Genomic DNA, 22,980 nt, shown 5'->3' with positions numbered 1-22,980 from the left:
CAGTTCGACAACAGGCGGTTTTTTATGGTCCGAGTTGCCATAAATGGTTTTGGCCGCATTGGTCGTAACGTACTTCGCGCCCTGTATGAAACAGGGCGCAATCAGTTGATAAAAGTGGTTGCGATTAATGATCTGGCAGAACCGCAAGGTATTGCCCATCTGCTGAAATACGACACAACCCATGGTCGTTTCGGTTTTGATGTGCATCTTCATGATGATCAGCTTAATGTGGCCGGAGACAGCATCCGGTTGCTGGCTGAACCCGATATCAGCAATCTGCCCTGGCAACAGCTAGGCGTAGACATTGTGCTGGAATGCACCGGTGTGTTTTCTGATCGCGTGGCCGGTCAGGCGCATTTGGATGCGGGGGCAGGGAAGGTACTGTTTTCCCAACCTGGCAGCACTGATCTCGATAACACCATTATCTTCGGTACTAACGAAGAGTCTCTCACTTCTGAACATCGTTTAGTGTCTAACGGCTCCTGTACAACCAACTGCATTGTGCCGGTTATCCAGGCACTGGATAATGCGTTCGGGGTATTAAGCGGAACCATAACCACTATTCACGCTTCCATGCATGATCAGCAGGTTATTGATGCTTACAATAAAGATCTGCGCCGGGCGCGGGCAGCGAGTCAATCAATTATTCCTGTAGATACCCGCCTTGCTGCTGGTATTGAACGTATCTTGCCGAAATTTGCCGGCAAGTTTGAAGCGATTGCAGTACGCGTGCCCACGGTAAACGTCACGGCGATGGATTTAAGTGTTACGCTGGAATCCGAAGTGAACATTTCGGACGTAAACAACGCACTGAAAAAAGCGCGAGAAGGACGACTTTCGGGTATATTAGGTTATTCGGAAGCGCCGTTAGTCTCTGTAGATTTTAATCACGACCCGCATTCATGCATCGTTGATGGCACGCAAACCCGCGTGAGCCACCGACAACTGGTGAAAACACTGGTATGGTGTGACAACGAATGGGGATTCGCGAATCGGATGATTGATACCACGCTGGCTATGTACCAGTCGGGGTGTTGAGGAAAGTAACTGAGTTTTTAAGGGAAAACTATGGCAATTCCAAGCATGCAGGATTTTGCGCTGGATGGACAGCGCGTGTTGATCCGTCAGGATCTGAACGTACCGGTAAAAGACGGTAAAGTCACTTCTGATGCCCGCATCAAGGCATCTATTCCTACTATCAAAGCCGCGCTGGAAGCGGGCGCCGCGGTAATGGTGATGTCTCACCTGGGCCGCCCTGAAGAAGGCAATTACGAAGCAGAATATTCACTGCAGCCTGTGGTTGATTACCTGAACGATGCCCTGGATGTGCCGGTTTCCCTGGTAAAAGACTATCTCGACGGCGTTGAAGTAAAAGCCGGTGAACTGGTTATTCTGGAAAACGTTCGCTTCAACAAGGGCGAAAAGAAAGACGACGAAGCATTATCCAAGCAGTACGCCGCCCTGTGCGACATCTTTGTGATGGACGCATTTGGTACCGCGCACCGCGCCCAGGCATCGACCCACGGTGTAGCAAAGTTTGCACCTAAAGCTTGCGCTGGCCCGCTGCTGGCTGCTGAGCTTGATGCGTTAGGCAAAGCCCTGGACAACCCTAAGCGCCCAATGGTAGCCATTGTTGGTGGTTCTAAAGTATCGACAAAACTCACCGTGCTGAAAACCCTGGCTGAAAAAGTCGACCAGCTTATTGTTGGTGGCGGTATTGCCAATACGTTTATTGCCGCACAGGGCCATAACGTGGGTAAATCACTGGTTGAAATGGACCTGGTTGACGAAGCGAAAGAGTTGATCGCCCAGGCCCAAGCCAACGGCGGTGATATTCCAGTGCCTACCGATGTGATTGTCGGTACGGAGTTCTCTGAATCTACGCCTGCCACGCTAAAAGCGGTAGACCAAATCAGCGACGAAGACATGGTGTTCGATATTGGTCCTCATTCGTCAGCGGCGCTGGAAGAAATCCTCAAAAATGCCGGTACCATTGTTTGGAATGGTCCAGTTGGGGTATTTGAATTCGATCAGTTTGCATCAGGTACCAAGTCGCTGGCTCACGCCATTGCCGACAGCGATGCATTCTCAATTGCTGGTGGTGGCGACACCCTGGCTGCGGTAGATAAGTACGAGATCGCTGATAAGATATCGTATATCTCCACCGGTGGTGGTGCTTTCCTGGAATTCCTGGAAGGCAAAACATTGCCTGCAGTTGCTGTTTTAGAAGAAAAAAACAAATAAGAAACAGCCACTGTGTAACGTAATCGCGTTACCCAATTTGTCGGCGAACAGTGACGTTTGCCGACAATATACTGAAGTCGATTCCGCCTCGTCCGCCCCATTATGTATTTCGGACGCTGCGGAACGCTTGAGTATTTTCCCAACCCTACAGCCGTTGTAATGACGGAAAATAAAAAGGAGTGTTGCTCATGGCATCACAAGCTCAGCAAGCTATGCTGGATAAAATCAAAGTGCAAAAAGGTTTTATTGCCGCGCTGGATCAAAGTGGTGGTAGTACCCCAAAAGCACTGAAACTTTATGGTATTGAACCGTCTGAGTACAGTTCAGATGAGCAAATGTTCGACATGGTTCATGCCATGCGTACCCGCATTATCACCAGCGATGTGTTCAGTGGCGAACGCGTTATTGGTGCAATTCTGTTTGAAAATACACTCGACCGTGACATTGAAGGTATCCCTACAGCGAAATTCCTGTGGGAGAAAAAGCGTATTATTCCATTCCTGAAAGTAGACAAAGGATTGGAAGAAGAAGCGAATGGCGTTCAGCTAATGAAGCCCATGCCTGCGTTGGATGCATTACTGGCGAAAGCCGTGGCACAAGACGTATTCGGTACCAAAATGCGTTCTGTGGTTAAAATGGCTAACCACGAAGGCATCAAGGCGATTGTTGAACAGCAGTTCACCGTGGGTAAGCAAATTATTGCTGCTGGCCTGGTTCCTATTATCGAGCCTGAAGTAGACATTAACAGCCCGCAGAAAGCCGAAGCCGAAGCGCTGCTGAAGCTGGAAATTCTGACCCAGTTAAACCTGCTCGACGAAGGCCAGGAAGTTATGCTTAAGCTGACACTGCCAACGCAAGATAACTTCTATAAAGAGCTGGTGGATCACCCTAAAGTGATTAAAGTAGTGGCGCTTTCAGGTGGTTATAGCCGCGACGAAGCCAACGCGAAACTGGCAGAGAACCAAGGCATTATTGCTTCATTCTCTCGTGCATTGACTGAAGGTGTATCTGCGCAGCAGTCTGATGCTGAGTTTGATAAAACACTCGATGCAGCCATCGAAGGTATTTACCAGGCTTCAAAATCTTAATTCAAATCAAAGCCGACGTGGTTTCGCGTCGGTTTTCTCTCTCCTTCCTTTCCTGTTTATTAAAAACATCCTATACTTTAGTTGTATAATTTATAAATCTATAACGTTATTATTTTACCTTTCGTACAATTCACAATGGAATTGACACACCTATATTCGATGTCTATTGTTTCGGTGTGATCAAAAAGTGATCAGTTAGGTGCGCTAGAAGGCGGTAAATCCCGCCGGAATTGAAGGATCAGTGGTAGTGAACACTTTTGAACAAATCTACTTTTTGATTGGCATTTTGAGCTTGCTGGTCGGCGTAGGTGTCGCGTTCACGTTTGTGTTGCCCGTTCCCTCACAGCGGGTAAAAGCCCAAAGCCCTATTTACGGCCGTCTATTCCTCGTTACGCTATGGTTCGCTTTTCTCGGTATTTGCCTGCAACCATTAGGCTTCCCTCTCGCTAGTGCAGCAACGTTAAATCTCTGTGTGTTGCTAGCCATGTACATGTTGTATCTCACCGTACTCAAACGCTACGGACAGGTTTTAACCCACAAGCAAATTGCGATGATCATTCTGCACCTAGTATTTTGCGAAGCCTTATCGTTATATTTCTATTTGGGTAATAACCAGCTATTAATTCGTGAAATGCTGGTGTCGATTTGTGTGCTTATTCCTCTTGGTTTAACCTTGCGTCTGATTTACCAAAATATTCCCGACAACCGCGGCGGCGATGAAATGATTTTTATCGTCGTGTCACTTACCACCATTGGCGTGGTGTTTGGGGTGCCTTTTTATCGCATGTGGTTGGAGCCGGGAGAGCCGGTGGGTACGGAAGTGGCTTTTGTTGCCATATTCATGCTTTGCTTGTTGTTTATGCTGGGTTTTCCCGCCAGCCTGATGCAATCTTTATTTATTCGGCTGAGTACGCAGGCCTACATTGATGCGCTTACAGGCGCTAAAAACCGCCACTATCTCTATCGCGAATCCGTTCGCATGTTAGCTCACGCCCAGCGCCATGAGCAGCATTTTTCAGTTGTGGTTTGTGATATCGACTTCTTCAAAAAAGTGAATGATCAGCACGGCCACCCAGCAGGAGATGAAGCGCTCAAGCAATTTGCTCACATCATCAGTGATTTATTACGCAGCGGCGATACACTGGTTCGTATGGGGGGAGAAGAGTTTCTTATCGTATTACCTAACGCCGACATTCAGCAAGCGTCTACCATGGCCCAACGGCTTTGCGACGAGGTAAGAGATGCGGAGATCAAGGTAGAAAACACCACATTGAAGCTCACTGCGTCTTTTGGGGTAGCAAGCCTGAACGCAGATGACACCATCTTCGACGGCATCCGCCAGGCAGACGAAGCGCTATATCGCGCTAAAGCATCAGGCCGCGACCAGGTAAAACGCGCACAGAGCTAATACAAAGCACTGTCGGTTGTTAGGAGTATTGGTACTTCGGAAAAGGCGTAAACCCTTCTGGCCAGGGAGCGGAATTGCCTTCGCGAACACGGCGTAAACCCATCCATGGGGCCTCGGCTGCCGCTTCCCTGCGGCAGACGGTTCGCTCAGGCAACACCGCCCCCTGTCCGCGGGTTTACTGTTCCGAAGTCCCAATACTCCCACACGCCGGCGCGGGCTTTACCGCGAGCGATAGGGCGCTACTCGGCAGCCGATTCAGCTTCTTCGATGTTCAGCGTTAAGTCTATTGCCTTCCAGTATTGTACTTCCTGTTGGAGGTCAGCACTCATAATGGGGCGGCTTTCTTTCCAGCCTGCCGGGAAGGTGAGGGTGAGACTGTTTTTACTGGTGGTTACGTTCAGTTCGGGTAGAAACGATTCCTGACGTTTTATGTTCAACATCGCGCCTAAACGGAGTAAGGCGATGGCACGTTTTACTGCGCTGCTGTCGAACAGCTGAAATTCTGGAATTTCCGCAGATTTAATTTTCTTGCGATGAAAACGCACCAGCGTCGCTAGCAACTCTTGTTGCTCCTGGGTGAATCCAGGCATGTCTACGTTCGACAACACATAGGCCGAATGACGTTGAACGCCACGAGAGTTAATTTGAATACCCACTTCGTGAAGCAACGATGCCCAACCCAACATAGCGCGGAAATCTTTGTTTTTGAACTTCCAGTCTCCCACCACCTGATCGTACAGGTTTAATGTGGTCGCCAGAACCATGTTTGCCTGAGTGGTATCTACATCGTAACGGGTAGCTAAACTTTTCGCTGTGCGCTCACGAATGTCAGAGTGCTTTAGCTCGTCTTCCATTTGGTACAGCACACCTTCACGCAATGCGGCGGGCGAGTACACCAGTTCGCTAATGTCCAGCGCTTCGAAAATACCAATCAGAATAGCCAAACCACCGGCGATAACGCCCTGACGATCTTCACTGATTTCAGGCATGGTGAGTTTATCGATGTGGCCTGCGTCGATGAAACTCTTCATTACGTTACGCAGGCTCTTTAGTGTGACCGGCTCGTCGTGACCGTTAGATTTATCGCGCTGGGCCAAATTGAACAGCGTTTTAATGGTGCCCGACGTGCCAATGCACTGAGTCCAACCGAGATGCTTGTAGCGGTTCTCAATCAATTCCAGTTCCTGCTTGGCGGCTGTAATGGCGCGATTGAAGGTTTTTGCTTTCAGCTCGCCGTCGGCAAAGAAACGGTTGGTGTAGCTTACGCAGCCCATTTGCAATGAGCGACAAATTAGCGGGTCGAAGCCTTCGCCGATAACGAACTCGGTGGAACCACCACCAATGTCTGCTACCAGGCGGCGGCCATCGCTGTGATTCGTATGTGCCACGCCGGAGTAAATTAAACGGGCTTCTTCCACACCGGAAATGACTTCGATAGGGTAGGGCAAGACTTCCCGGGCGGCATTAATGAAGGTGCGCGCGTTAACGGCTTTCCGCAAGGTATGGGTAGCCACAATACGTACGGAATCTGGTTCAAATCCGTTTAGGCTGGTCGCAACCAGCTCCAGCATTTTCAGGCCCCGTTCGATAGCTTCATCCGACAAGACGTTATCTTCGCCAAGCCCGGCTGCTAGCCTGACTTTTTCTTTCAAACGGTGAAGAATTTGTACCGAGCCCGCATTAATGCGGGCTACAACCAGGTGGAAGCTGTTGGAGCCAATGTCCAGTGCCGCAACTTTGGTGGTGTCGCGGCTTTCTACAGCGTCAAAAACGGATTCGGTGGGGCTCAAATAGATTACTCATCTTCAAGACGCTTCAGGTAGTCATAAATTTCTATCTGTGAGCGTAGTTTTTTACGGTTACCTCGACGAACGTACTTATTCGTCTGGTCCTTGTCAATGATGCGTGCTTTTAGTGTGTCTTTGAACTGCAGTTCCAGAATATCTACGATCTGCTGTTGTAAGCGTTTATCGTACACCGGGCAACCTACTTCAATACGGTTGTCCATGTTACGTGTCATCCAGTCTGCAGAGGAAATGAAGACTTTTCTGTCGCCGCCACCTTCGAACACCATCACGCGAGGGTGCTCCAGGAAACGGTCGACAATAGACGTAATGGTGATGTTTTCGCTGATCCCCGGTAAGCCCGGCACCAACGAACACATACCGCGTACAATACCGCGAATTTTCATACCCGCCTGGCTGGCACGGTACAAATCGTCGATAAGTTCTTTATCTACCAGGTTATTAATCTTAAAGGTGATTTGGGCTTTATGGCCCTCTTTCAGATACTGAATTTCCTGACGGATCAACGACTGGATCTTGGTACGGCTGTTCAGCGGCGAAATTTGCAGATGCTGGAATTTATACCGGCGATACGGATATTGGATTAAATCGAACACGCTCGCTGCTTCTTCTGCCAGCTCCTGATTACGGGTAAACAGGCTGAAGTCAGTATAGATTTTAGCGGTTTTCTCGTTAAAGTTACCGGTACCGAAATGGGCATAGTTCACCAGCGAACCGCGTTCTTCCCGTGCGACGATACACACTTTACTGTGGATCTTCAGGGTAGGTACACCAAGCACAACGCGAATACCTGCATCGGTCATCCGGCGCGACCATTCAATATTGGCTTCTTCGTCAAAACGTGCGCGAAGCTCTACCACTACCGTTACTTTCTTACCGTTATCAACCGCATCTATCAGCGAGTTTACAATGCGCGAGTTGCTGGCCACACGGTAAATATTAATGCGGATGGATTTAACGCTGGGGTCGAAAGCGGCCTGACGGAGAAACTCGGTAAAATGCAGGAAGCGGTGATACGGGTAGTACAACAGAATGTCGTGCGCCGTGATGGCGTCGAACACGGTGTTGTAGCTCGAAAAGGTTTTGGTATCGATGGCCGGTAATTTGGGGTTTTCCAAATACTCACGACCCACATTAGGGAACCCAATGAAGTCTTTAAAGTTGCGGTAATGCCCCGCAGCGTGCATGGTGTCGAGCTTAGTTACTTTCAGGCGTTTACGTAAATCCAGTACCATGTCTTCAGGCATTGCATGGTCGTAAATTACCCGCACCGGCTCGGCAATAAGACGCTGCTTCATACTTTCAGACATCTTATCCATGTAGCTTTCATCAATTTCATCGTTGATGGAGTACTCGGAGTCACGGGTCATTTTAAACGAATAGGCTTCCAGCGAATCATATTTAATGAAACCGCGGAAAATTTCTTCCAGACACAGTTGAATAATGTCATCCAGCAGAATGATGTGCTTCTTCTTACGGCTGCGCTCGGGTGGAATAACCACGAAGCGGGAGGTTTCGCTGGTAGGCACTTGCACTACGGCATAGCGGGTATTGCGGCCTTCACGACGAATCGCCACATAAAGATAAACAGACGTGCCGTTCAGACGACTCAGCAGGTCAGTTTTCTTTTCAATGAGAATAGGGGCGATGTGGCGCAGAATTTTGTTCACGAACAAATTGCGTAACCACACTTTCTGGTAGTCGTTTAGTTCGTCTTTGCGCACGATGAAGATATTGTATCGCGCCAGGGCTTTTACCACGTCTTTGTGGATCTCATCGAACTTGCTAGACAGATGCACCACTTTTTTCTGAATGGCTTCCATCAACAACATCAGTTTAGATGCTTCTTCTTCACTACCGTTTTCTTCGGCAATGGTGATTTGTCTTTTTACATCAGCGGCACGAACGCGGTAAAACTCGTCCAGGTTATTAGAGTAAATACCCAGAAAACGAATGCGCTCAACCGCAGGATTATTTTTGTCAGCCGCTTCCTGTAACACCCTTTCATTGAAGGCCAGCCAGCTAAGTTCTTTCGGGTAGTAGAGTTCGTTGTAATCCATACGTCGCAGTTTTTTCTATCTAAAAAATTTGCAAAGCCTGCCATTTATCCGTGACAACCATGTGACAGGCGGGGGAAAGCGGGTTATACGCTGGTGGTGATATCTACCACTAAATCATTTGCAATACTTTCCAGCGAGGTTTGCAGTGCGCTGTCGTCGAAGTCTTCAGGTACCGCAATGGTCGCTTTGGCTTTAAACATCATGCTGCCCCAGGCCGGCGCGCTTTCACATCGGCTATCGAAAGACACAATATTCAGGTTGAACTGGTTTAGAATATTTGTCAGTTCCTGTACGATGCCGGGCTTATCGTTACCCATAATGGCAACGCTTAAGGTTTCGCTAAAGGTTTTCTCATTGTCGGCCACCGATACCGATTGTACGGTAAGGTCGGGCAAATCGTTGAGTGCAGATACCAGGGCGTCGTGTTTGTCGGCCGGTACGTGCACTTCCACAAAACCGGTGAATAAACCCGCCATATGAGCAAAACTACTGCCCAGCCAGTTGGCATCGTGACGATAAACACATTTGGCAAGCGCATCTACCAGACCTGGTTTGTCCTTGCCCATGATGGTAATGATCAGAGGTTGCATATCGCACTCCTGTTTTTAATGATGGCACCCGGCAACGGTGCTGAAGGTTGAAGGCCACGGGGCCTGCGATTTTCCACTTGATTAGCAGTATTAAAATAACACATGATTGGCAACCAACCCTATCTGATCTTTGAAAAATCAGGCAAAAGTTGCTTTTAACAATATGAAGTCACCTGTGGACAAACAAATCATAAAAAGGCAGCGCAAAGATAAGCGCCTGAAAGTCACCGTGACGCTTTTCGGCGGGCTGGTGCTTTTCACATTGGTGTTGTTAATTTCTCACCTGATTTCCCAGGCAATGCCGCTGGCGATGTCGCCGTCGTTATCGGAAGTGTCCTCGCCCGAATTTAATGAAGCCCAGAAAAGTCAGGGGTTGTCGGTACTGTCTGCCGGTGATCTCATGGAAGGTCAGCCACTGCTAGCGCGAACAGAGGATTGTCGGGTTCGCATGCTGAATCTGAATAAGGCCGAAACGGGGTTTGCGTCGTTTCACGATTACATTCGGCCTTGCGACCACAGCACGGCGGTGGTCAGTGAAAAAGAACAACATTATATTGCAGATATCTCTGGTTCTGGCCAGGTGAGGGTGGTCGATGTGCAGTCTATTGCCATGACACAGTCGCCTTTGCTAACCGGTGCCGAGCCGAAAGCCTTGGGCGCGGGCTTAATCAGCTTTGCGTTGCCCGAAGCGGTATGGCTGGCGCAGCAGTCCTGGCAGGTTTATCCGGGCGAACGCTGGATTGTGGCAAAGGTTGTTACCGACTCTCAAACGTTTGTTCGCTGGGTTAATCGCGCGAATCCTACCCGCATTATCGATTTCTCTTTCTCGCCTCGCGCCATGGTATTGCCATTGCCTGGGGCGGCATTAACGTTAACGTTCGAAAAAGGGTTACTTACCCAGCAACCGCTGGATGGTGTTGCCAACGACTCGCTCACCAAAGAAAGTATTGTGTGGTGGCAAAGCCTACCAAAAGATCGCACGCTACTAACGGCATCAGACAATGGCCTACTCACCCGTTGGATTCTGCGTAACAACAACGGGCAAATGACGTTTTATCCTACCTGGACCATTCCCTTCGACGACTATCAAACGCCTGTTGATGTGAGTGTTCATGCCACGTCGGATGCTTTGGCAATATTAACTTCTGCCAGTAAGTTAGTACTTATGAACCGGGTAACCGGAGAAGTCGTGAGTGCCACTAGCCTTGAGGTGCCGCGCAGCTCATTGAGTTGGTATGGACGGCGTTTATATCTGGCGTCAGAAACTGGTGTCAGCATTCAGAAAGTAAACTGGCTAAGTGGCGTGACTACCTGGGCCTCGTTGTTCCAGCCGCAGGAATACGAAGGCTATCAACAAGCCGATACCGTATGGCAAACCACCAGTGGTTCCGATTATCAGGAAACGAAATACAGTCTGGTGCCGTTACTTATCGGTAGTCTTAAAGCGTCGGTACTGGCGTTAATGATAGCCATACCGGTGGCTGTTGGGGCGGCCATTTACTCGGCCTACTTCTCTGAAGCACGGTTGCGCCATTGGCTGAAGCCCGCGCTTGAGATGTTAGAAGCCGTGCCTTCTGTACTCATTGGTTTTGTGGCTGCCATCTGGTTGGCACCCATGGCTGAGCGGGTGTTGTTTTCCTTTGGTTTCTTTTTAATTGTAGTGCCGGTGATTTTGTTTGTCGCCGCGTTGTTTCAATATCGTATTGCTAGAAAGTTTCCACCGGTGTTGCGCCGGGGCACCGAGCTCATTGTGCTACCCTTGTTACTGCTCGCCTTGGGTTACGTGAGTATGCAGTGGGCACCAGACTGGATATTTACTCTAACCGGTGTGGATTCCCTCACTGCGCTGTCTACTTCGTCGGAAACGCCTATTGGCAAAACCACCATCGTAGTGGCGCTAGCGCTGGGTGTGGCGATTTCTCCCACCATTTATTCGTTGGCAGAAGATGCCATCAGTGGCGTACCCGATTACCTGAAACATGCCTCGTTTGCACTGGGCGCAACCCGGTTACAAACGCTGCATCACGTGGTACTCAAAATGGCTATGCCGGGCATTCTTGCGGCTATCATGTTGGGCTTCGGCCGGGCGTTTGGCGAAACCATGATTGTGCTTATGGTTACCGGCAACACGCCCATCTCCGACTGGCACCTTCTCGAAGGTTTGCGGGCACTTACTGCCAACCTGGCCATTGAACTGCCAGAGACCGACGTAAACAGTGTGCATTATCAAATCTTATTCTTTACCGCTTGTATTCTGTTTGGATTTACCTTTGTGGTAAACACGCTGGCAGAGTTATTACGCCAACGTCTCAGAGTGAACGCCCGTCATGATTAAAACCAGGATTGAAGCCATCATGAACCCGGCGCAGCGGCAGTCGTTCGTCATCAGCTTTACGGCGTTTCTGTCAACCTTGTTGCTGTTAGCGCTGGTGTCGGTGCTGGCACTGATCATTTACCGTGGTGTGGCTTATTTCTGGCCTGCGCCTGTGTACTCGTTAACCTTTGTAGATGACCAGACTGAGCAGGCCAAAGCCGTTTATGCCCGGGTATTCAGCGAATTTCACGATCAGGGCGACGCGGTGAGGTTGGTGGTGTACTCCAGCAGTGACGCGCCCCACGGCACACAAGCTCTTATCGATGAAGACCGTATTCTTACGCTGGTAGAGTCGGTAAACAGCGCCGATATTACCTTGAATGATGGCTTATCAGTGTTGGGGGTACCGGTACAAATTCGCGCGTCAGACAATGTTCGATACTCTGAGCAGGCCTATGCGTCGGTTGCAGAGAAGGTAAGCAGTATTGAGCAGCAAATTGAAGATATCCGCACCCGCTGGCTAAGCGCTATTCACCAAAAGTTATCTGAACTGGACGTACGTGGTGTAGCCATGGATGCCCCTGCCAGAGAAAAGCTCAACGATGCGTTCAGGCAATGGCAGAACAAGATCATTAAACTGGAAGATCAGCGCGACAATTACACCCTGAAAATCGCCATGGCCGATGGCACAACTCTGTCGGTACCGGTGGCTAGCATTGAAGAGATTGTGTTTCCCGGACAACTTGGTGTGTGGGGGAAAGTTGGCGTCACGTTCGGTCATATCGGGCAGTTTCTTATTCAGTCACCCAAGCAAGCCAACACTGCAGGCGGTGTGTTTCCCGCTTTGTTTGGTACGGTGATGATGGTATTTATCATGACCATTATCGTCACACCGTTTGGCGTGCTCGCTGCGGTTTACCTGAATGAATACGCGCCTGACAACCTGCTTACCGCCATTATTCGTATTAGCGTGTCGAACATGGCCGGCGTGCCTTCCATTGTTTACGGAGTGTTTGGTCTGGGTTTCTTTGTGTATGTGGTGGGCGGCAATATCGATGCGCTGTTTTTTGCCGATACGCTGCCCGCGCCAACCTTAGGAACACCGGGATTATTCTGGGCTGCCATGACCATGGCAATCCTTACACTTCCCGTTGTGATTGTTGCCACCGAAGAAGGTTTGCGGCGGGTGCCTAATGGATTACGGGCGGGCAGTTATGCGCTCGGGGCCACGAAAGCAGAAACGATTTTGCACACCGTGCTGCCCATGGCCTCTCCGGGTATTATGACAGGCGTGATTCTGGCGATTGCACGTGCCGCAGGTGAAGTAGCCCCGCTCATGCTGGTGGGCGCAGTGAAGTTTGCGCCAAACCTGCCGTTAGACACCGAGTTTCCTTACATGCACCTCGACCGGCAGTTTATGCACTTAGGTGTACTGATTTATGATGGCGCGTTCCACAGTCAAACCGATGCGGAAGGGGCGTCTATGATGTTTGCTACCTGCTTATTGTTGCTGCTGGTGGTATTGGTGCTTAATATTCTGGCTGTGCTGCTGCGGGCGCGGCTGCGTAAACGTTATCTCACAAACTGAGAATTTTATGCTGAAGCTATTTGAACACGAAACGCTGGATGTACAGAACCTCAGTGAAGAGGAAACGGCTATCCGGGTTGAAAAACTTAACCTGCAGTTCGGGCAAAAGCACGTGCTTCACAATATCAGTATGCGGATACCGAAGAACCGTATCACTTCGCTGATTGGCCAAAGTGGTTGCGGCAAGTCTACTTTGATTAGCTGTTTTAATCGCATGAACGATCTGGCCCCGGATTGCCGTTACGACGGCAGTATTTTCATTGGTGGCCGCGATATTAACCGCCGCAAAGAAAATGTGTCGCAGCTGCGGACCCAGGTAGGCATGGTGTTTCAGCGGCCAAATCCTTTTCCCATGAGCATTTACGATAATGTGTGTTATGGCCTTCGCCTGCAAGGCATTCGTGTGCGCCGGTATCTGGATGACGCCGTAGAACAATCGCTGAAAGATGCGGCACTATGGGAAGAAGTCAAAGACCGGTTATTTGAATCTGCACATATTCTTTCTGGTGGTCAGCAGCAGCGTTTGGTTATTGCCCGGGCGCTGGCATTGAAACCCGACATCTTGTTGCTCGACGAGCCCACTTCCGCCCTCGACCCGTTAACCACCTTGTTTATTGAAGAGCTCATGGCGAGCCTGAAAAAGCGCTGTACCATTGTTATTGTAACCCACAACATGCAACAGGCGGCGCGGGTGTCTGACTACACTGCATTTTTGCATCAGGGCAAATTGATTGAGTACGCCGACAGTGACACCTTGTTCACGATGCCGGAACATAAACAAACCGAAGATTACATTACTGGTCGCTACGGCTAACAGGAGGCACATATGGTTCGTCAGGTTGCTCTAAACACGCATATTTCCGGCAAGTTCAATACCGAACTCGAGAATTTGCGTAATTCTGTGCTTACCATGGGCGGGGAAGTTGAACTTCAGCTTGTCGATACCTTGAAAGCCATTCAACAGAACAATGCCGGTCTTGCTGAGAAAGTCATTCTTAACGATCTCAAAATTAATAACATGGAAATGCAGATCGACGAAGAGTGCTTGCGGATCATTGCCAAGCGTCACCCAACAGCGTCCGATCTTCGTTTAGTGATGATGGTGTCGAAGGCGATCACCGATATCGAGCGCATGGGCGATGAAATTGAACGTATTGCCCGCCTGGTAACGAAAAATAAGCTGCCCGCTTCTGAAACCATCAAAAGCAGCATGTTGCTCATTGGTGAGCGGGTAGTGCAAATGATGCGCGGTACGTTTGATGCGCTGGCCCGGCAAGATGAAAACTCAGCGCTGGAAGTATACGACCAAGACAACCGTATCGATGCGGAATACAAAAAGCTGCTTAAATACACCACCGAAGAAATGCAAAAGAGTACCGATGATATGCAAGACTGGCTGGAAGTACTCTGGGCACTGCGATCATTGGAGCGGATCGGCGATCGTTGCAAGAATATTTGCGAATATGTGGTGTATTTGTCTCGCGGAACCGACGTGCGACATGCGCCCTTAGAGAACATCCAACAGAAATTAAAGCATCTTAGTTAGGTCTGGTTGTCACAAAAATGAAATATTTGCTTTAATAATAGTCGGACCCGACGGGATTCTTTGCGATTTGTCTTATTCCGGCAAATTTACACTATTGCATCGGGATGAGTTACGTTATCATGCGCCGCAGCCAAATTAGAAACGTTTAAAAAACAACCTATGACAGATAACTTACCGCTAGCGCCTGTTGTAAATTTCCCGAGTGGAAATGTCACGATCAATCCTCAGCGCCCTTTGGCGTTTTCCTGCGTAGCAAGCAAATAATATCCAGGAGCGAAACCTGTGGAACTTCTGCAAAGTTATGGCATGACGCTTATCATTCTGGCCGCTGTGGTCGGATTCGTTATGGCGTGGGGCATCGGTGCCAATGACGTCGCCAACGCAATGGGAACCTCAGTAGGGTCCAAAGCGCTGACGATCAAACAAGCTATTATTATCGCGATGATATTTGAATTCGCTGGCGCCTATTTGGCGGGGGGCGAAGTAACAAGTACCATCCGTAAAGGCATTATTGACGCAACCTATTTCTCTGAGCGGCCAGATTATCTGGTACTGGGGATGATTGCGTCTTTGCTGGCCGCTGGTATCTGGCTGGGATTAGCGTCCTGGTTAGGTTGGCCGGTATCAACTACCCATTCCATCATCGGTGCTATCATTGGCTTTACGGCCACTGGTGTAAGTATGGATGCCGTTGAGTGGAGCAAAGTAGGTGGTATTGTGGGAAGCTGGGTTATTACGCCTGCTATCTCCGGTATTATTGCCTATCTGATCTTTGTCAGTGCACATAAACTGATTTTCGATACGGCAACGCCGTTCAAAAATGCCAAACGTTACGTGCCTTTCTACATGGGTCTGGCCGGTTTCGTTATGTCGCTGGTAACCATCAAGAAGGGTCTGAAGCACGTGGGTCTCACGTTTTCGCCTGAAATGGGCTACATCCTGGCGGTGGTGATTGCCATTATTTTGGGTGGTATTGGCCGTTACGCCATTTCTCGCATGAAGTTTTCTGAGAACCAGAGTGCCGATATTCAAAGCGCCAATATCGAAAAAGTGTTCGCCATGCTTATGGTGGTAACAGCTTGTTGTATGGCATTTGCTCACGGTTCCAACGATGTTGCCAATGCGATTGGTCCGTTGGCGGCAGTAGTAAGCGTAGTGAGTTCCGGTGGTGCCATTAATTCAAGTTCAGAACTGGCTCCTTGGATCTTACCATTAGGTGGTTTAGGTATCGTTGCTGGTCTGGCTTTATTCGGCCACCGGGTAATTAAAACCATCGGTCAGGGTATTACCCATCTTACGCCAAGCCGGGGTTTTGCCGCAGAACTGGCAGCAGCTTGTACGGTTGTTATTGCTTCAGGAACGGGATTACCTATTTCAACCACGCAAACGCTGGTGGGTGCGGTACTGGGTGTTGGCCTGGCGCGTGGTGTGTCGGCCCTGAATCTGGGCATCGTACGTAACATTGTGGTGTCGTGGATTGTGACCCTGCCTGCAGGTGCCATTCTGGCAATCGTATTCTTCTTCTGCTTGAAAGCGGCGTTTGGTGTTGCCTAAGTAAGTAAAAGGCAAGCGAACAAAAGCAAGCGAATAGAAACAAAAAGGCCGGTTACCCGCAAAGGTAACCGGCCTTTTTCGTATAGAAGTGGTTAAACCGGTGATGTAAATCCCTGCGGTTTAAGGCCATACAAAGCGCACTCAACCTGCTCAAGGGTTTCTTCAGCCGTGCCGCCCATAATATAACCCGGCACGCCTAGCCGAGATAGCGTGCCCATCACCAGCGTAGTGGCGCCACAGGCGTTTGCAGTGTTAGCTATTTCCCTGCGGGGATAACCACGTACCAGATGAACCTGTGGCTTCAACTCGCTGCCTTCACTGTCTTTTACTTCCAGGGCCAATACGCCCAGTAAGCGATCAATTTCTTCCTGGCGTTCCTGACGGATAGCATTCAAGTCTTGCTGTGCGGCATCTTCATTAACACTAATGAATCCCTGACGCAGAATATTCTCAGGCACACCATCGTACACATGCACGATATGCAGCGAAGCGTTTTCCAGTGCAGCAAGTTGCCAGGCATGGAAAAGGATATCGAAAGCCAGTTGTTTACGCAGAGACACTTCATGCTCAGGATAGTGATAATTCACATCGATGGCTGCAACAACCTGCTTATCTTTTGTCAACTCATCGGCCTGCATAATCCATACAGGGCAAGGGCACTTTCTCGGCAGGTGCTTATCGTCGCTGCTGGTAATGTAGCCCGACGCTTCGTTTTCGTTCTGCTTTATAACCAGGTCGTGGTTGTTGTTGGTAACATGATGGATGATATCGATAAACCGATCACCAATAGTAACGACGGTTTTTACCGGATATTGCTGCGACCAGGTCGCGGCTTTTTCATCGAGCCAGTCTTGCGCAGTTTGATTGATGGATGATTGCGACTCCAGATACTCAAACGACTGCATGATCATGCGTGCATTCGGCGGCAACGATTCCATTGCCAACATTACCGTAAGCTCTGCCTGATATTTTTGCGCAATGTTCATTGCGCGCTGGACGAGGCTGTCTTGTCCGTGTGTATCGTGTAACACACAAAGTATGTTGCTAATGTTGTCCTTCATGGGTACCTCGTAATAAACAGAATAGCTCGCCGTTGCTTCACTTTACTCAGTATAGTTTTTTTGTGGCTGAACAGTCGTGCCGTTTCATGACATTTCAGTGAATTTGCCAAAGCGCGAAGGCAATAAAATATTGCGGCGGTTAAAATTTGAACTATTTGGTAAATGCTATTAAAGTAAATCAAACGCTAATTCTACCCACAGGATAATTCTGATGAAAGGATTCTTAAAAGTTTTACCCGTTGTATTAGCTGTAGGTTGTTCTTTTGCTGTAGTGAGTGCTCAAGCCACAACTATTTCCTCCGGATTAGGCATCAACACCACCACCCGCATATGCCCCTATGCCACGAATGAAGCGGAGTGTATTGCCCAGTCTTACGACCCGTATCCGAATGAGATCATTGCGGAACAAGTGGTCGTAAATAACGCCACTTTTGTGGCTTTAGAGTCGTATTCAAGCTGGGCTACCGCCAGCCTCGACCCGGATTTATTTTTCCTGCCAGAAGTCCATTTTTATGCTGAAGGCGATTTACAGGCCCGCGCTTCCTCAAACGTGGCTGCGTATCAGCAATTTGAATGGACTGGAGCGAGTGATACGCTCACCTTTACCACGTCTTTCGATTTCACAATGTCGGCGGGCGAGTGGGATGGAGACACTGATAGCTATTTCTTTTCCAACCTGGTGCTATTCGAAACATTAGAGAGCCACATTGGCTTTGCGCCGCAGTGGTCCAATGAACTCGGTGCAGCAATGTATCATTCTGACGACTATGCCATTGGCAGCGGCGAGCTGGTTGAAGAGTCACTCTCCCTTTCTTTAGCAGTGAATCCTGGCGACACCTTCTATGTGCTGGCGATTGTGCAGGGCGGTGGTATGAACGGGGGCTGGGTAGATTCCAGCAACAGCTTACTGAGTAGCGTTAGTGCAGCAAACACGCCATTTGAAGCACTGTCGCAAAGCTTGCAAGCGGTGACGGCAGTGCAGGTACACGAGCCCGGCACTTTCGGCATATTCATGGCAGTCAGCTTGATTCTGGTTATCCGGCGCATGAACAAATAACACTTACTTTGTAAGGGCTACTGCGTAAATAACGGATGACTTATGTTATCAGTATGATAGATTAGAAATGTGTTTTCTAATCTATTATTTTATTTATGAAGTGGCCTAACCTTAAACATCTGCATTATTTGGTAACCCTCCATCAGGAGCAGCATTTTCACCGTGCTGCTCAACGTTGTAATGTGAGTCAGTCTACGTTAAGTACTGCAATTCAAAATCTGGAAGACCAATTTGGTAGCCAATTACTTGAGCGCGAACACAAAACTTTTGTATTCACCTCGTTGGGTTTGGAAGTGGTCGCCAGAAGTAAAATCCTGCTTCAGGAAGCGGGAGAGTTGGTAGAGTTTGCGCAGAATGCCGGGAACTGGGAAAAAGGGAAACTCAAACTCGGCGTTATTCCAACCATCGCCCCGTTTATGTTTGAGGGTATGATTGGCGCATTTAAAGCCTTTTTACCTGACATTACGTTAGAACTTCAGGAAGATACCACGCAAAACCTGCTGCAGCAGCTTTCCGACGGGCAACTGGATTTACTCATTCTAGCGCTTCCCATGGAAACGCCGGGCTGTAAACAGATGGTGCTGGGCCACGATCCCTTCCACTTAGTCGCCCATGAAAATTTGGCCGGTTCGTTACCTGATCCCTTCGATATCACTACGTTACCTAACAACAGTATCTTTCTGCTGCAGCAAGAGCACTGTATGACGGGCCATGCGGTGAGTGCGTGTAACCTGCAACACAGTGAACAGGTGAGTAGCCTGGCTGCCAGCAGTTTGTACACGCTGGTTCAGCTAGCGAACAGTAAGTTAGGGTATACGTTTTTGCCAGAACTGGCGTTGAATCAAAACATCATTCGTAACACCGAACTGAAAGCGTTGCCTGCGGAAGATAATGCCTATCGAGAAATTGGATTGGTGTGGCGTTCAGGCACTACTCGTATGCGTCTTTTCCGTCGTATTGGTGAAGTGCTGTCGCCGTTGTTACCCATCCCAACGCTGAAATAGCTTTTAAGCAATACTTTGTGGTTGGCATGAAATAGTTGTTAATGAAGTGTGTTATCCATCGCTACTGTTCTACGCGAAAAGATTACACACTTCATTATACTTTAGTAGGCATTTTTATCGCTAAAACCACCAACTACCGTCTTTAAAATGATCTTGAGATCAAAGCCGACAGACCAGCGGTGCATGTAATCCAGGTCGTATTCAACCCGTTTTGCCATCTTATCTAGCGTATCCGTTTCGCCACGCAAGCCGTTCACCTGCGCCCAGCCTGTAATGCCCGGACGAATTTTGTGACGCAGCATATAACCGGTGATCAACTTACGGTACTCCTCGTTATGCGCAACCGCATGAGGGCGAGGGCCAACAATCGACATTCTGCCTTGTAACACATTGATAAATTGCGGTAATTCATCTAATGAAGTACGGCGTAAGAAAGCGCCAAGGCGGGTTACCCGAGGATCATTCTTCGTCGCTTGCTTCACAACATTACCGTTATCCTGGGTAGACATGGAGCGGAATTTATAAACCGTAATCTCTTTGCCATCCAGGCCGTAACGTTTCTGACGGAAAATAGCCGGGCCAGGCGATGTTAGTTTCACCGCTGCTGCAATACACAGCATGGGAATGGCTAACACAGTAAGAATGCCTGTACCTACCACGATATCTTCTATACGTTTCAGTACGTTATCCGCACCTTGGAACGGGGTGTCGTATACACTCAACGCCTGGGCGTTGCCCACACTCTGCCAACGTGAATTCAACAGGGTGTACATGAAGAAATTTGGGATCAGGTACACGTTAGCAGTGGTATCACTACACTTTTCAAGAATCGACTTAATACGGTCTTCTGCACTGGTGGGCAGCGCAATATAGATGTAATCGATTTGATGGGCTTTCGCTAACGCAATAGCCTGATCAATATTACCTTTTATCTGATCAGAGAGGTTTTCCGCTACACGGTCGCGAGGACGATCGTCATACACACCGTGGAAGTGAATACCCAGTTGGTCGTTATTCATCATCTGCAGAGCCATGTTATAGCCCACATCGTTTGCACCAATGATAATGGCAGAGCGCGCGTTTAAGCCACTGCGACGCACTTTAAACAGGATCTGACGAAGTACTAAACGCCAGCTTGTAAGGCCGACTAGCGCCGACCCAAACCAAACGCCTGTCGCGGTTGTAGTGAGCGGCAGTGCATGGGCGAAGGCGAAGGCAAAAATAAGGGTAGCCCCAAAACTAATGATGCCGCCAATAGCCGCGGTTTTCATTAGCGCGCTGGTGTGGCTTGAACGCCAAGAACGATATAAATCAAGGGCTTCCGCGGAAACCTGAAAAGCGACTACACTAATAAATAACAGAATCAATGTACCCGTGGTTACAGGCACAGCGTAATAAAACATGGTCGCGTAAAAACACAGTGTAATAACAGACAGGTCTACCAGTCTGTATACCGTTGAAAAGCTGCTTTGATACGAGCTTGAAATACCACTGCGCTCATCGTTCACCCTAAGGGCGTTGCTATTCAGCGTCTGACTTTGCAGTAAATTGAATTTCATTTTTTCGTCTCTCCGAAGTGTGACGTGCCTGTTTATCAATGGGTTACAGGTAACTGCACGGCTATGGCAATTTGTACGTCACAAAATTTAACCGTTTCCTGAAATAGGTAATGCAGATCCCGTTCCAGTTTTATCCAATAAAAATGAATAGGTGATTTCAAGTATTGAAAAGATACTTTCTGGCATAAATTTAGCATCCGATATGCTTTTCTTGCGTGTCGCCAAAGTCAAAATTTTTGCTTGGAATAGACGATGCTCCCAATATTCTTTAAATTAGATGGCTGGACTATCTTAGAAGGAAAATTTATGTATAGACGGATGTTTTGCCTAATGTTTGGTGGTGCAGTTATTACCCCAACTGCTGTCGCGCAAAGCAGTGCTGCGGGTGATATTTTGCTCGGGAAGTTTAATCTCAGGCCAAGTCTGTATTCGACTATGGCATATGTAGATAACGTGGCTTATTCCAATGCTAATGAGATAGATAGCTGGAAACTTGTGACTGCACCTGAAGCGGAAATTTATACCAAATTAAATGATAGTTTAATTTCGGTCAAATATCGTCTCGAAAACGGAAAGCACTTCTCGAGTTCAGCCGATGATTATACAGACCACATGCTAAGCGGTAAGAGCAATATTGTGATTAACGATCGCAATCGAGTTACTATTAATGCTGCCTATTTGGCTGGACATGACGAGCGTGGGCGCAACTACTCAAATGGAAGAGGGAGTTCACTAAATAGTGTCGATACCTTTGACAGAATCAATGGTAACGCTGCTTATACTTATGGAGCCTTATCTTCATTTGGTCAGGTAGCATTTTCGATTGGATATGAAGATATCGACTATGATCGACGAGAAGAGTTGTACCTTATTAGAGACAGAAGCATCTACAAAGCGGATGTTGAGTTTAAATATAAGATAGCCCCTACTACTAATTTCGTTGTCGATGTTGGTCAAAGTGAGATTAGGTATGCCTACGACAGCAATCCTGAGCTACCGTTAGATAGCTCGGAATCCCGCGTTCTAGCAGGGCTAGATTGGGATTTGAACGCCACATCATCAAGTTTTGCAAAGATTGGTTATCGCAAAAAATCATTTAAATCACCTGAAAGAAACGATTTCTCTGGAGTAACATGGGAAGTTGGTGCGTCATGGCTCCCCGTTACTTACTCAAAATTTACTATTAGAACTAGACAAGGAGTCAGGGAAACAAATACAACAGGAGCTGACTTCATTGAGTCAAGAGATCTTTCGCTCGACTGGCAACATTTTTGGGTCGAAAGATTCTCAACTACGATGACCGGAGCTTATCTAGTTGACGAATTTCAAGGTATGGCTGAAGATCTTCGAGAGGACGATACCACTAGAATTACTATGTCCGGCGATTATAAATTTCGACGTTGGCTTACTTTAGGAATTTTTTTCTCAAAAAGTGTTCGCGATAGCAATCGAGAACTGATTGAATACGACAGAAATGTTTATGGACTAACTGCAAAGGTAACACTGTAATGAACTTATTTGCCAAAAGAACACTATTAATGATTTTCGTTTTATTTATGAGTTGTGTCGCGAGAGCTCAGGAAGGAAATATTAATATGAGTTCTTATCGTTTGGGGGTTGGAGACAAAGTGGCTATCAACGTTTTTGGGCAGAGCGACCTGTCGATGGAAACCCGCTTGCCTGATGTTGGAAAAATCAACTATCCATTTCTTGGGGAGTTGAAATTGGTCGGTCTGACATTGTCCGAGGTCGAAAATCTTATTTACACCGGTCTGGAAGGAGATTACCTGGTTAATCCATCGGTGGCCGTATCGATTATCGAGTATAGACCTTTCTTTATCGACGGAGAAGTTAAAAACCCAGGCGGTTATCCTTATCAGCCAGGTTTATCGGTGAACAAGGCTGCCGCACTAGCCGGGGGTTATACTGAACGAGCCTCTCGCTCGGATATTCAGGTTGTGAGAGAAAGTAATGGAAATCAAAAAACGATGGAAGTGAATGTCAGTCACCTGATTCAACCCGGCGACATTATTACTATACCCCAGCGCTTCTTCTAAGGTGAGTGTCTGTGCGAATCAAATGCTATTGGCGCATGAAATTTA

Annotated in this window: 18 protein-coding genes; 13 read left to right on the top strand and 5 right to left on the bottom strand. The window is 48.3% G+C overall.

The genetic code is table 11. The annotated features are described in order from the left end of the window. Nucleotides 1-24 precede the first annotated feature (24 nt). From epd to BFC18_RS20255, 4 genes are all read left to right on the top strand, one after another. Entirely contained in the window at nucleotides 25-1,038 is a 1,014-nt protein-coding gene (epd, locus tag BFC18_RS20270; RefSeq protein WP_070127508.1) for an erythrose-4-phosphate dehydrogenase, read from the top strand. A gap of 30 nt (nucleotides 1,039-1,068) precedes the next feature. Then, nucleotides 1,069-2,244 (top strand): phosphoglycerate kinase, encoded by a 1,176-nt coding sequence (locus BFC18_RS20265; protein ID WP_070127507.1) that lies wholly within the window; start codon nucleotides 1,069-1,071, stop codon nucleotides 2,242-2,244. A gap of 188 nt (nucleotides 2,245-2,432) precedes the next feature. After that, a complete protein-coding gene (locus tag BFC18_RS20260; protein WP_070127506.1) occupies nucleotides 2,433-3,332 on the top strand; it encodes a fructose bisphosphate aldolase in 900 nt (299 codons plus the stop codon). Between the two features lie 247 nt (nucleotides 3,333-3,579). After that, nucleotides 3,580-4,740 carry a GGDEF domain-containing protein gene (locus BFC18_RS20255; RefSeq protein ID WP_070127504.1) on the top strand — a complete coding sequence of 387 codons (1,161 nt, stop codon included), beginning with the start codon at nucleotides 3,580-3,582 and terminating at the stop codon, nucleotides 4,738-4,740. Between the two features lie 239 nt (nucleotides 4,741-4,979). On the opposite strand, the gene ppx is transcribed toward BFC18_RS20255, so the two are convergent. The 3 genes from ppx to BFC18_RS20240 all read right to left on the bottom strand — a co-directional run bounded on the left by ppx (nucleotide 4,980) and on the right by BFC18_RS20240 (nucleotide 9,195). Beyond that, nucleotides 4,980-6,530, bottom strand: coding sequence for an exopolyphosphatase (gene ppx / locus BFC18_RS20250; protein WP_070127503.1), 1,551 nt, complete (start codon nucleotides 6,528-6,530; stop codon nucleotides 4,980-4,982). Nucleotides 6,531-6,535: 5 nt separating this feature from the next. Continuing rightward, entirely contained in the window at nucleotides 6,536-8,605 is a 2,070-nt protein-coding gene (ppk1, locus tag BFC18_RS20245; protein ID WP_070127501.1) for a polyphosphate kinase 1, read from the bottom strand. A gap of 83 nt (nucleotides 8,606-8,688) precedes the next feature. Beyond that, nucleotides 8,689-9,195 carry a glycine cleavage system transcriptional repressor gene (locus tag BFC18_RS20240; protein WP_070127499.1) on the bottom strand — a complete coding sequence of 169 codons (507 nt, stop codon included), beginning with the start codon at nucleotides 9,193-9,195 and terminating at the stop codon, nucleotides 8,689-8,691. A gap of 175 nt (nucleotides 9,196-9,370) precedes the next feature. Here BFC18_RS20240 and BFC18_RS20235 point away from each other — a divergent pair, with 175 nt between their 5' ends. From BFC18_RS20235 to BFC18_RS20215, 5 genes are all read left to right on the top strand, one after another. Then, on the top strand, nucleotides 9,371-11,530 hold the full coding sequence (locus tag BFC18_RS20235) for an ABC transporter permease subunit (RefSeq protein ID WP_245680444.1): 2,160 nt from the start codon (nucleotides 9,371-9,373) through the stop codon (nucleotides 11,528-11,530). After that, nucleotides 11,523-13,097: a phosphate ABC transporter permease PstA gene (gene pstA / locus BFC18_RS20230; RefSeq protein WP_083273208.1), complete on the top strand. Its 1,575-nt coding sequence runs from the start codon at nucleotides 11,523-11,525 to the stop codon at nucleotides 13,095-13,097. Before BFC18_RS20235 ends, pstA begins: the two co-directional genes overlap by 8 nt. A 7-nt stretch (nucleotides 13,098-13,104) precedes the next feature. Beyond that, nucleotides 13,105-13,911: a phosphate ABC transporter ATP-binding protein PstB gene (pstB, locus tag BFC18_RS20225; protein WP_070127495.1), complete on the top strand. Its 807-nt coding sequence runs from the start codon at nucleotides 13,105-13,107 to the stop codon at nucleotides 13,909-13,911. A gap of 12 nt (nucleotides 13,912-13,923) precedes the next feature. Continuing rightward, the gene (phoU, locus tag BFC18_RS20220) at nucleotides 13,924-14,643 is read left to right on the top strand and encodes a phosphate signaling complex protein PhoU (protein WP_070127493.1); all 720 of its coding nucleotides are present in this window, start codon (nucleotides 13,924-13,926) and stop codon (nucleotides 14,641-14,643) included. Between the two features lie 282 nt (nucleotides 14,644-14,925). Next, nucleotides 14,926-16,197 (top strand): inorganic phosphate transporter, encoded by a 1,272-nt coding sequence (locus BFC18_RS20215; protein WP_070127491.1) that lies wholly within the window; start codon nucleotides 14,926-14,928, stop codon nucleotides 16,195-16,197. Between the two features lie 92 nt (nucleotides 16,198-16,289). Here the strand turns inward: BFC18_RS20215 and BFC18_RS20210 are convergent, their stop codons facing one another. Beyond that, entirely contained in the window at nucleotides 16,290-17,258 is a 969-nt protein-coding gene (locus BFC18_RS20210) for a universal stress protein (RefSeq protein ID WP_070127489.1), read from the bottom strand. 211 nt (nucleotides 17,259-17,469) lie between these two features. On the opposite strand from BFC18_RS20210, the gene BFC18_RS20205 reads away from it, so the two are divergent. Both BFC18_RS20205 and BFC18_RS20200 read left to right on the top strand, forming a co-directional pair. Continuing rightward, nucleotides 17,470-18,315: a hypothetical protein gene (locus BFC18_RS20205; protein WP_070127487.1), complete on the top strand. Its 846-nt coding sequence runs from the start codon at nucleotides 17,470-17,472 to the stop codon at nucleotides 18,313-18,315. Between the two features lie 95 nt (nucleotides 18,316-18,410). Further along, the gene (locus BFC18_RS20200; protein WP_070127485.1) at nucleotides 18,411-19,319 is read left to right on the top strand and encodes a hydrogen peroxide-inducible genes activator; all 909 of its coding nucleotides are present in this window, start codon (nucleotides 18,411-18,413) and stop codon (nucleotides 19,317-19,319) included. 101 nt (nucleotides 19,320-19,420) lie between these two features. Here the strand turns inward: BFC18_RS20200 and BFC18_RS20195 are convergent, their stop codons facing one another. Beyond that, entirely contained in the window at nucleotides 19,421-20,878 is a 1,458-nt protein-coding gene (locus tag BFC18_RS20195; RefSeq protein ID WP_083273207.1) for an undecaprenyl-phosphate glucose phosphotransferase, read from the bottom strand. A gap of 330 nt (nucleotides 20,879-21,208) precedes the next feature. Between BFC18_RS20195 and BFC18_RS20190 the strand changes: the two genes are divergently transcribed. Together BFC18_RS20190 and BFC18_RS20185 are read left to right on the top strand one after the other, a co-directional pair. Further along, nucleotides 21,209-22,387 (top strand): outer membrane beta-barrel protein, encoded by a 1,179-nt coding sequence (locus BFC18_RS20190; RefSeq protein WP_170826641.1) that lies wholly within the window; start codon nucleotides 21,209-21,211, stop codon nucleotides 22,385-22,387. Further along, nucleotides 22,387-22,935 carry a polysaccharide biosynthesis/export family protein gene (locus BFC18_RS20185; protein ID WP_425388402.1) on the top strand — a complete coding sequence of 183 codons (549 nt, stop codon included), beginning with the start codon at nucleotides 22,387-22,389 and terminating at the stop codon, nucleotides 22,933-22,935. Before BFC18_RS20190 ends, BFC18_RS20185 begins: the two co-directional genes overlap by 1 nt. Nucleotides 22,936-22,980 lie beyond the last annotated feature (45 nt).

Source organism: Alteromonas confluentis, assembly GCF_001757105.1.
Classification (GTDB): Bacteria; Pseudomonadota; Gammaproteobacteria; order Enterobacterales; family Alteromonadaceae; genus Alteromonas; species Alteromonas confluentis.
The sequence above is the reverse complement of the archived record's forward strand: the minus strand, read 5'-3'. Positions and strand labels throughout refer to the sequence as shown.

What these genes read in the sequence shown, in the direction of transcription:
- epd (WP_070127508.1), top strand. Translation starts at nt 25, where the DNA reads ATGGTCCGAGTTGCCATAAATGGTTTTGGCCGCATTGGTCGTAACGTA.
- BFC18_RS20265 (WP_070127507.1), top strand. Translation starts at nt 1,069, where the DNA reads ATGGCAATTCCAAGCATGCAGGATTTTGCGCTGGATGGACAGCGCGTG.
- BFC18_RS20260 (WP_070127506.1), top strand. Translation starts at nt 2,433, where the DNA reads ATGGCATCACAAGCTCAGCAAGCTATGCTGGATAAAATCAAAGTGCAA.
- ppk1 (WP_070127501.1), bottom strand. Translation starts at nt 8,605, where the DNA reads ATGGATTACAACGAACTCTACTACCCGAAAGAACTTAGCTGGCTGGCC.
- BFC18_RS20240 (WP_070127499.1), bottom strand. Translation starts at nt 9,195, where the DNA reads ATGCAACCTCTGATCATTACCATCATGGGCAAGGACAAACCAGGTCTG.
- pstA (WP_083273208.1), top strand. Translation starts at nt 11,523, where the DNA reads ATGATTAAAACCAGGATTGAAGCCATCATGAACCCGGCGCAGCGGCAG.
- pstB (WP_070127495.1), top strand. Translation starts at nt 13,105, where the DNA reads ATGCTGAAGCTATTTGAACACGAAACGCTGGATGTACAGAACCTCAGT.
- phoU (WP_070127493.1), top strand. Translation starts at nt 13,924, where the DNA reads ATGGTTCGTCAGGTTGCTCTAAACACGCATATTTCCGGCAAGTTCAAT.
- BFC18_RS20210 (WP_070127489.1), bottom strand. Translation starts at nt 17,258, where the DNA reads ATGAAGGACAACATTAGCAACATACTTTGTGTGTTACACGATACACAC.
- BFC18_RS20205 (WP_070127487.1), top strand. Translation starts at nt 17,470, where the DNA reads ATGAAAGGATTCTTAAAAGTTTTACCCGTTGTATTAGCTGTAGGTTGT.
- BFC18_RS20200 (WP_070127485.1), top strand. Translation starts at nt 18,411, where the DNA reads ATGAAGTGGCCTAACCTTAAACATCTGCATTATTTGGTAACCCTCCAT.
- BFC18_RS20195 (WP_083273207.1), bottom strand. Translation starts at nt 20,878, where the DNA reads ATGAAATTCAATTTACTGCAAAGTCAGACGCTGAATAGCAACGCCCTT.
- BFC18_RS20190 (WP_170826641.1), top strand. Translation starts at nt 21,209, where the DNA reads ATGTTTGGTGGTGCAGTTATTACCCCAACTGCTGTCGCGCAAAGCAGT.
- BFC18_RS20185 (WP_425388402.1), top strand. Translation starts at nt 22,387, where the DNA reads ATGAACTTATTTGCCAAAAGAACACTATTAATGATTTTCGTTTTATTT.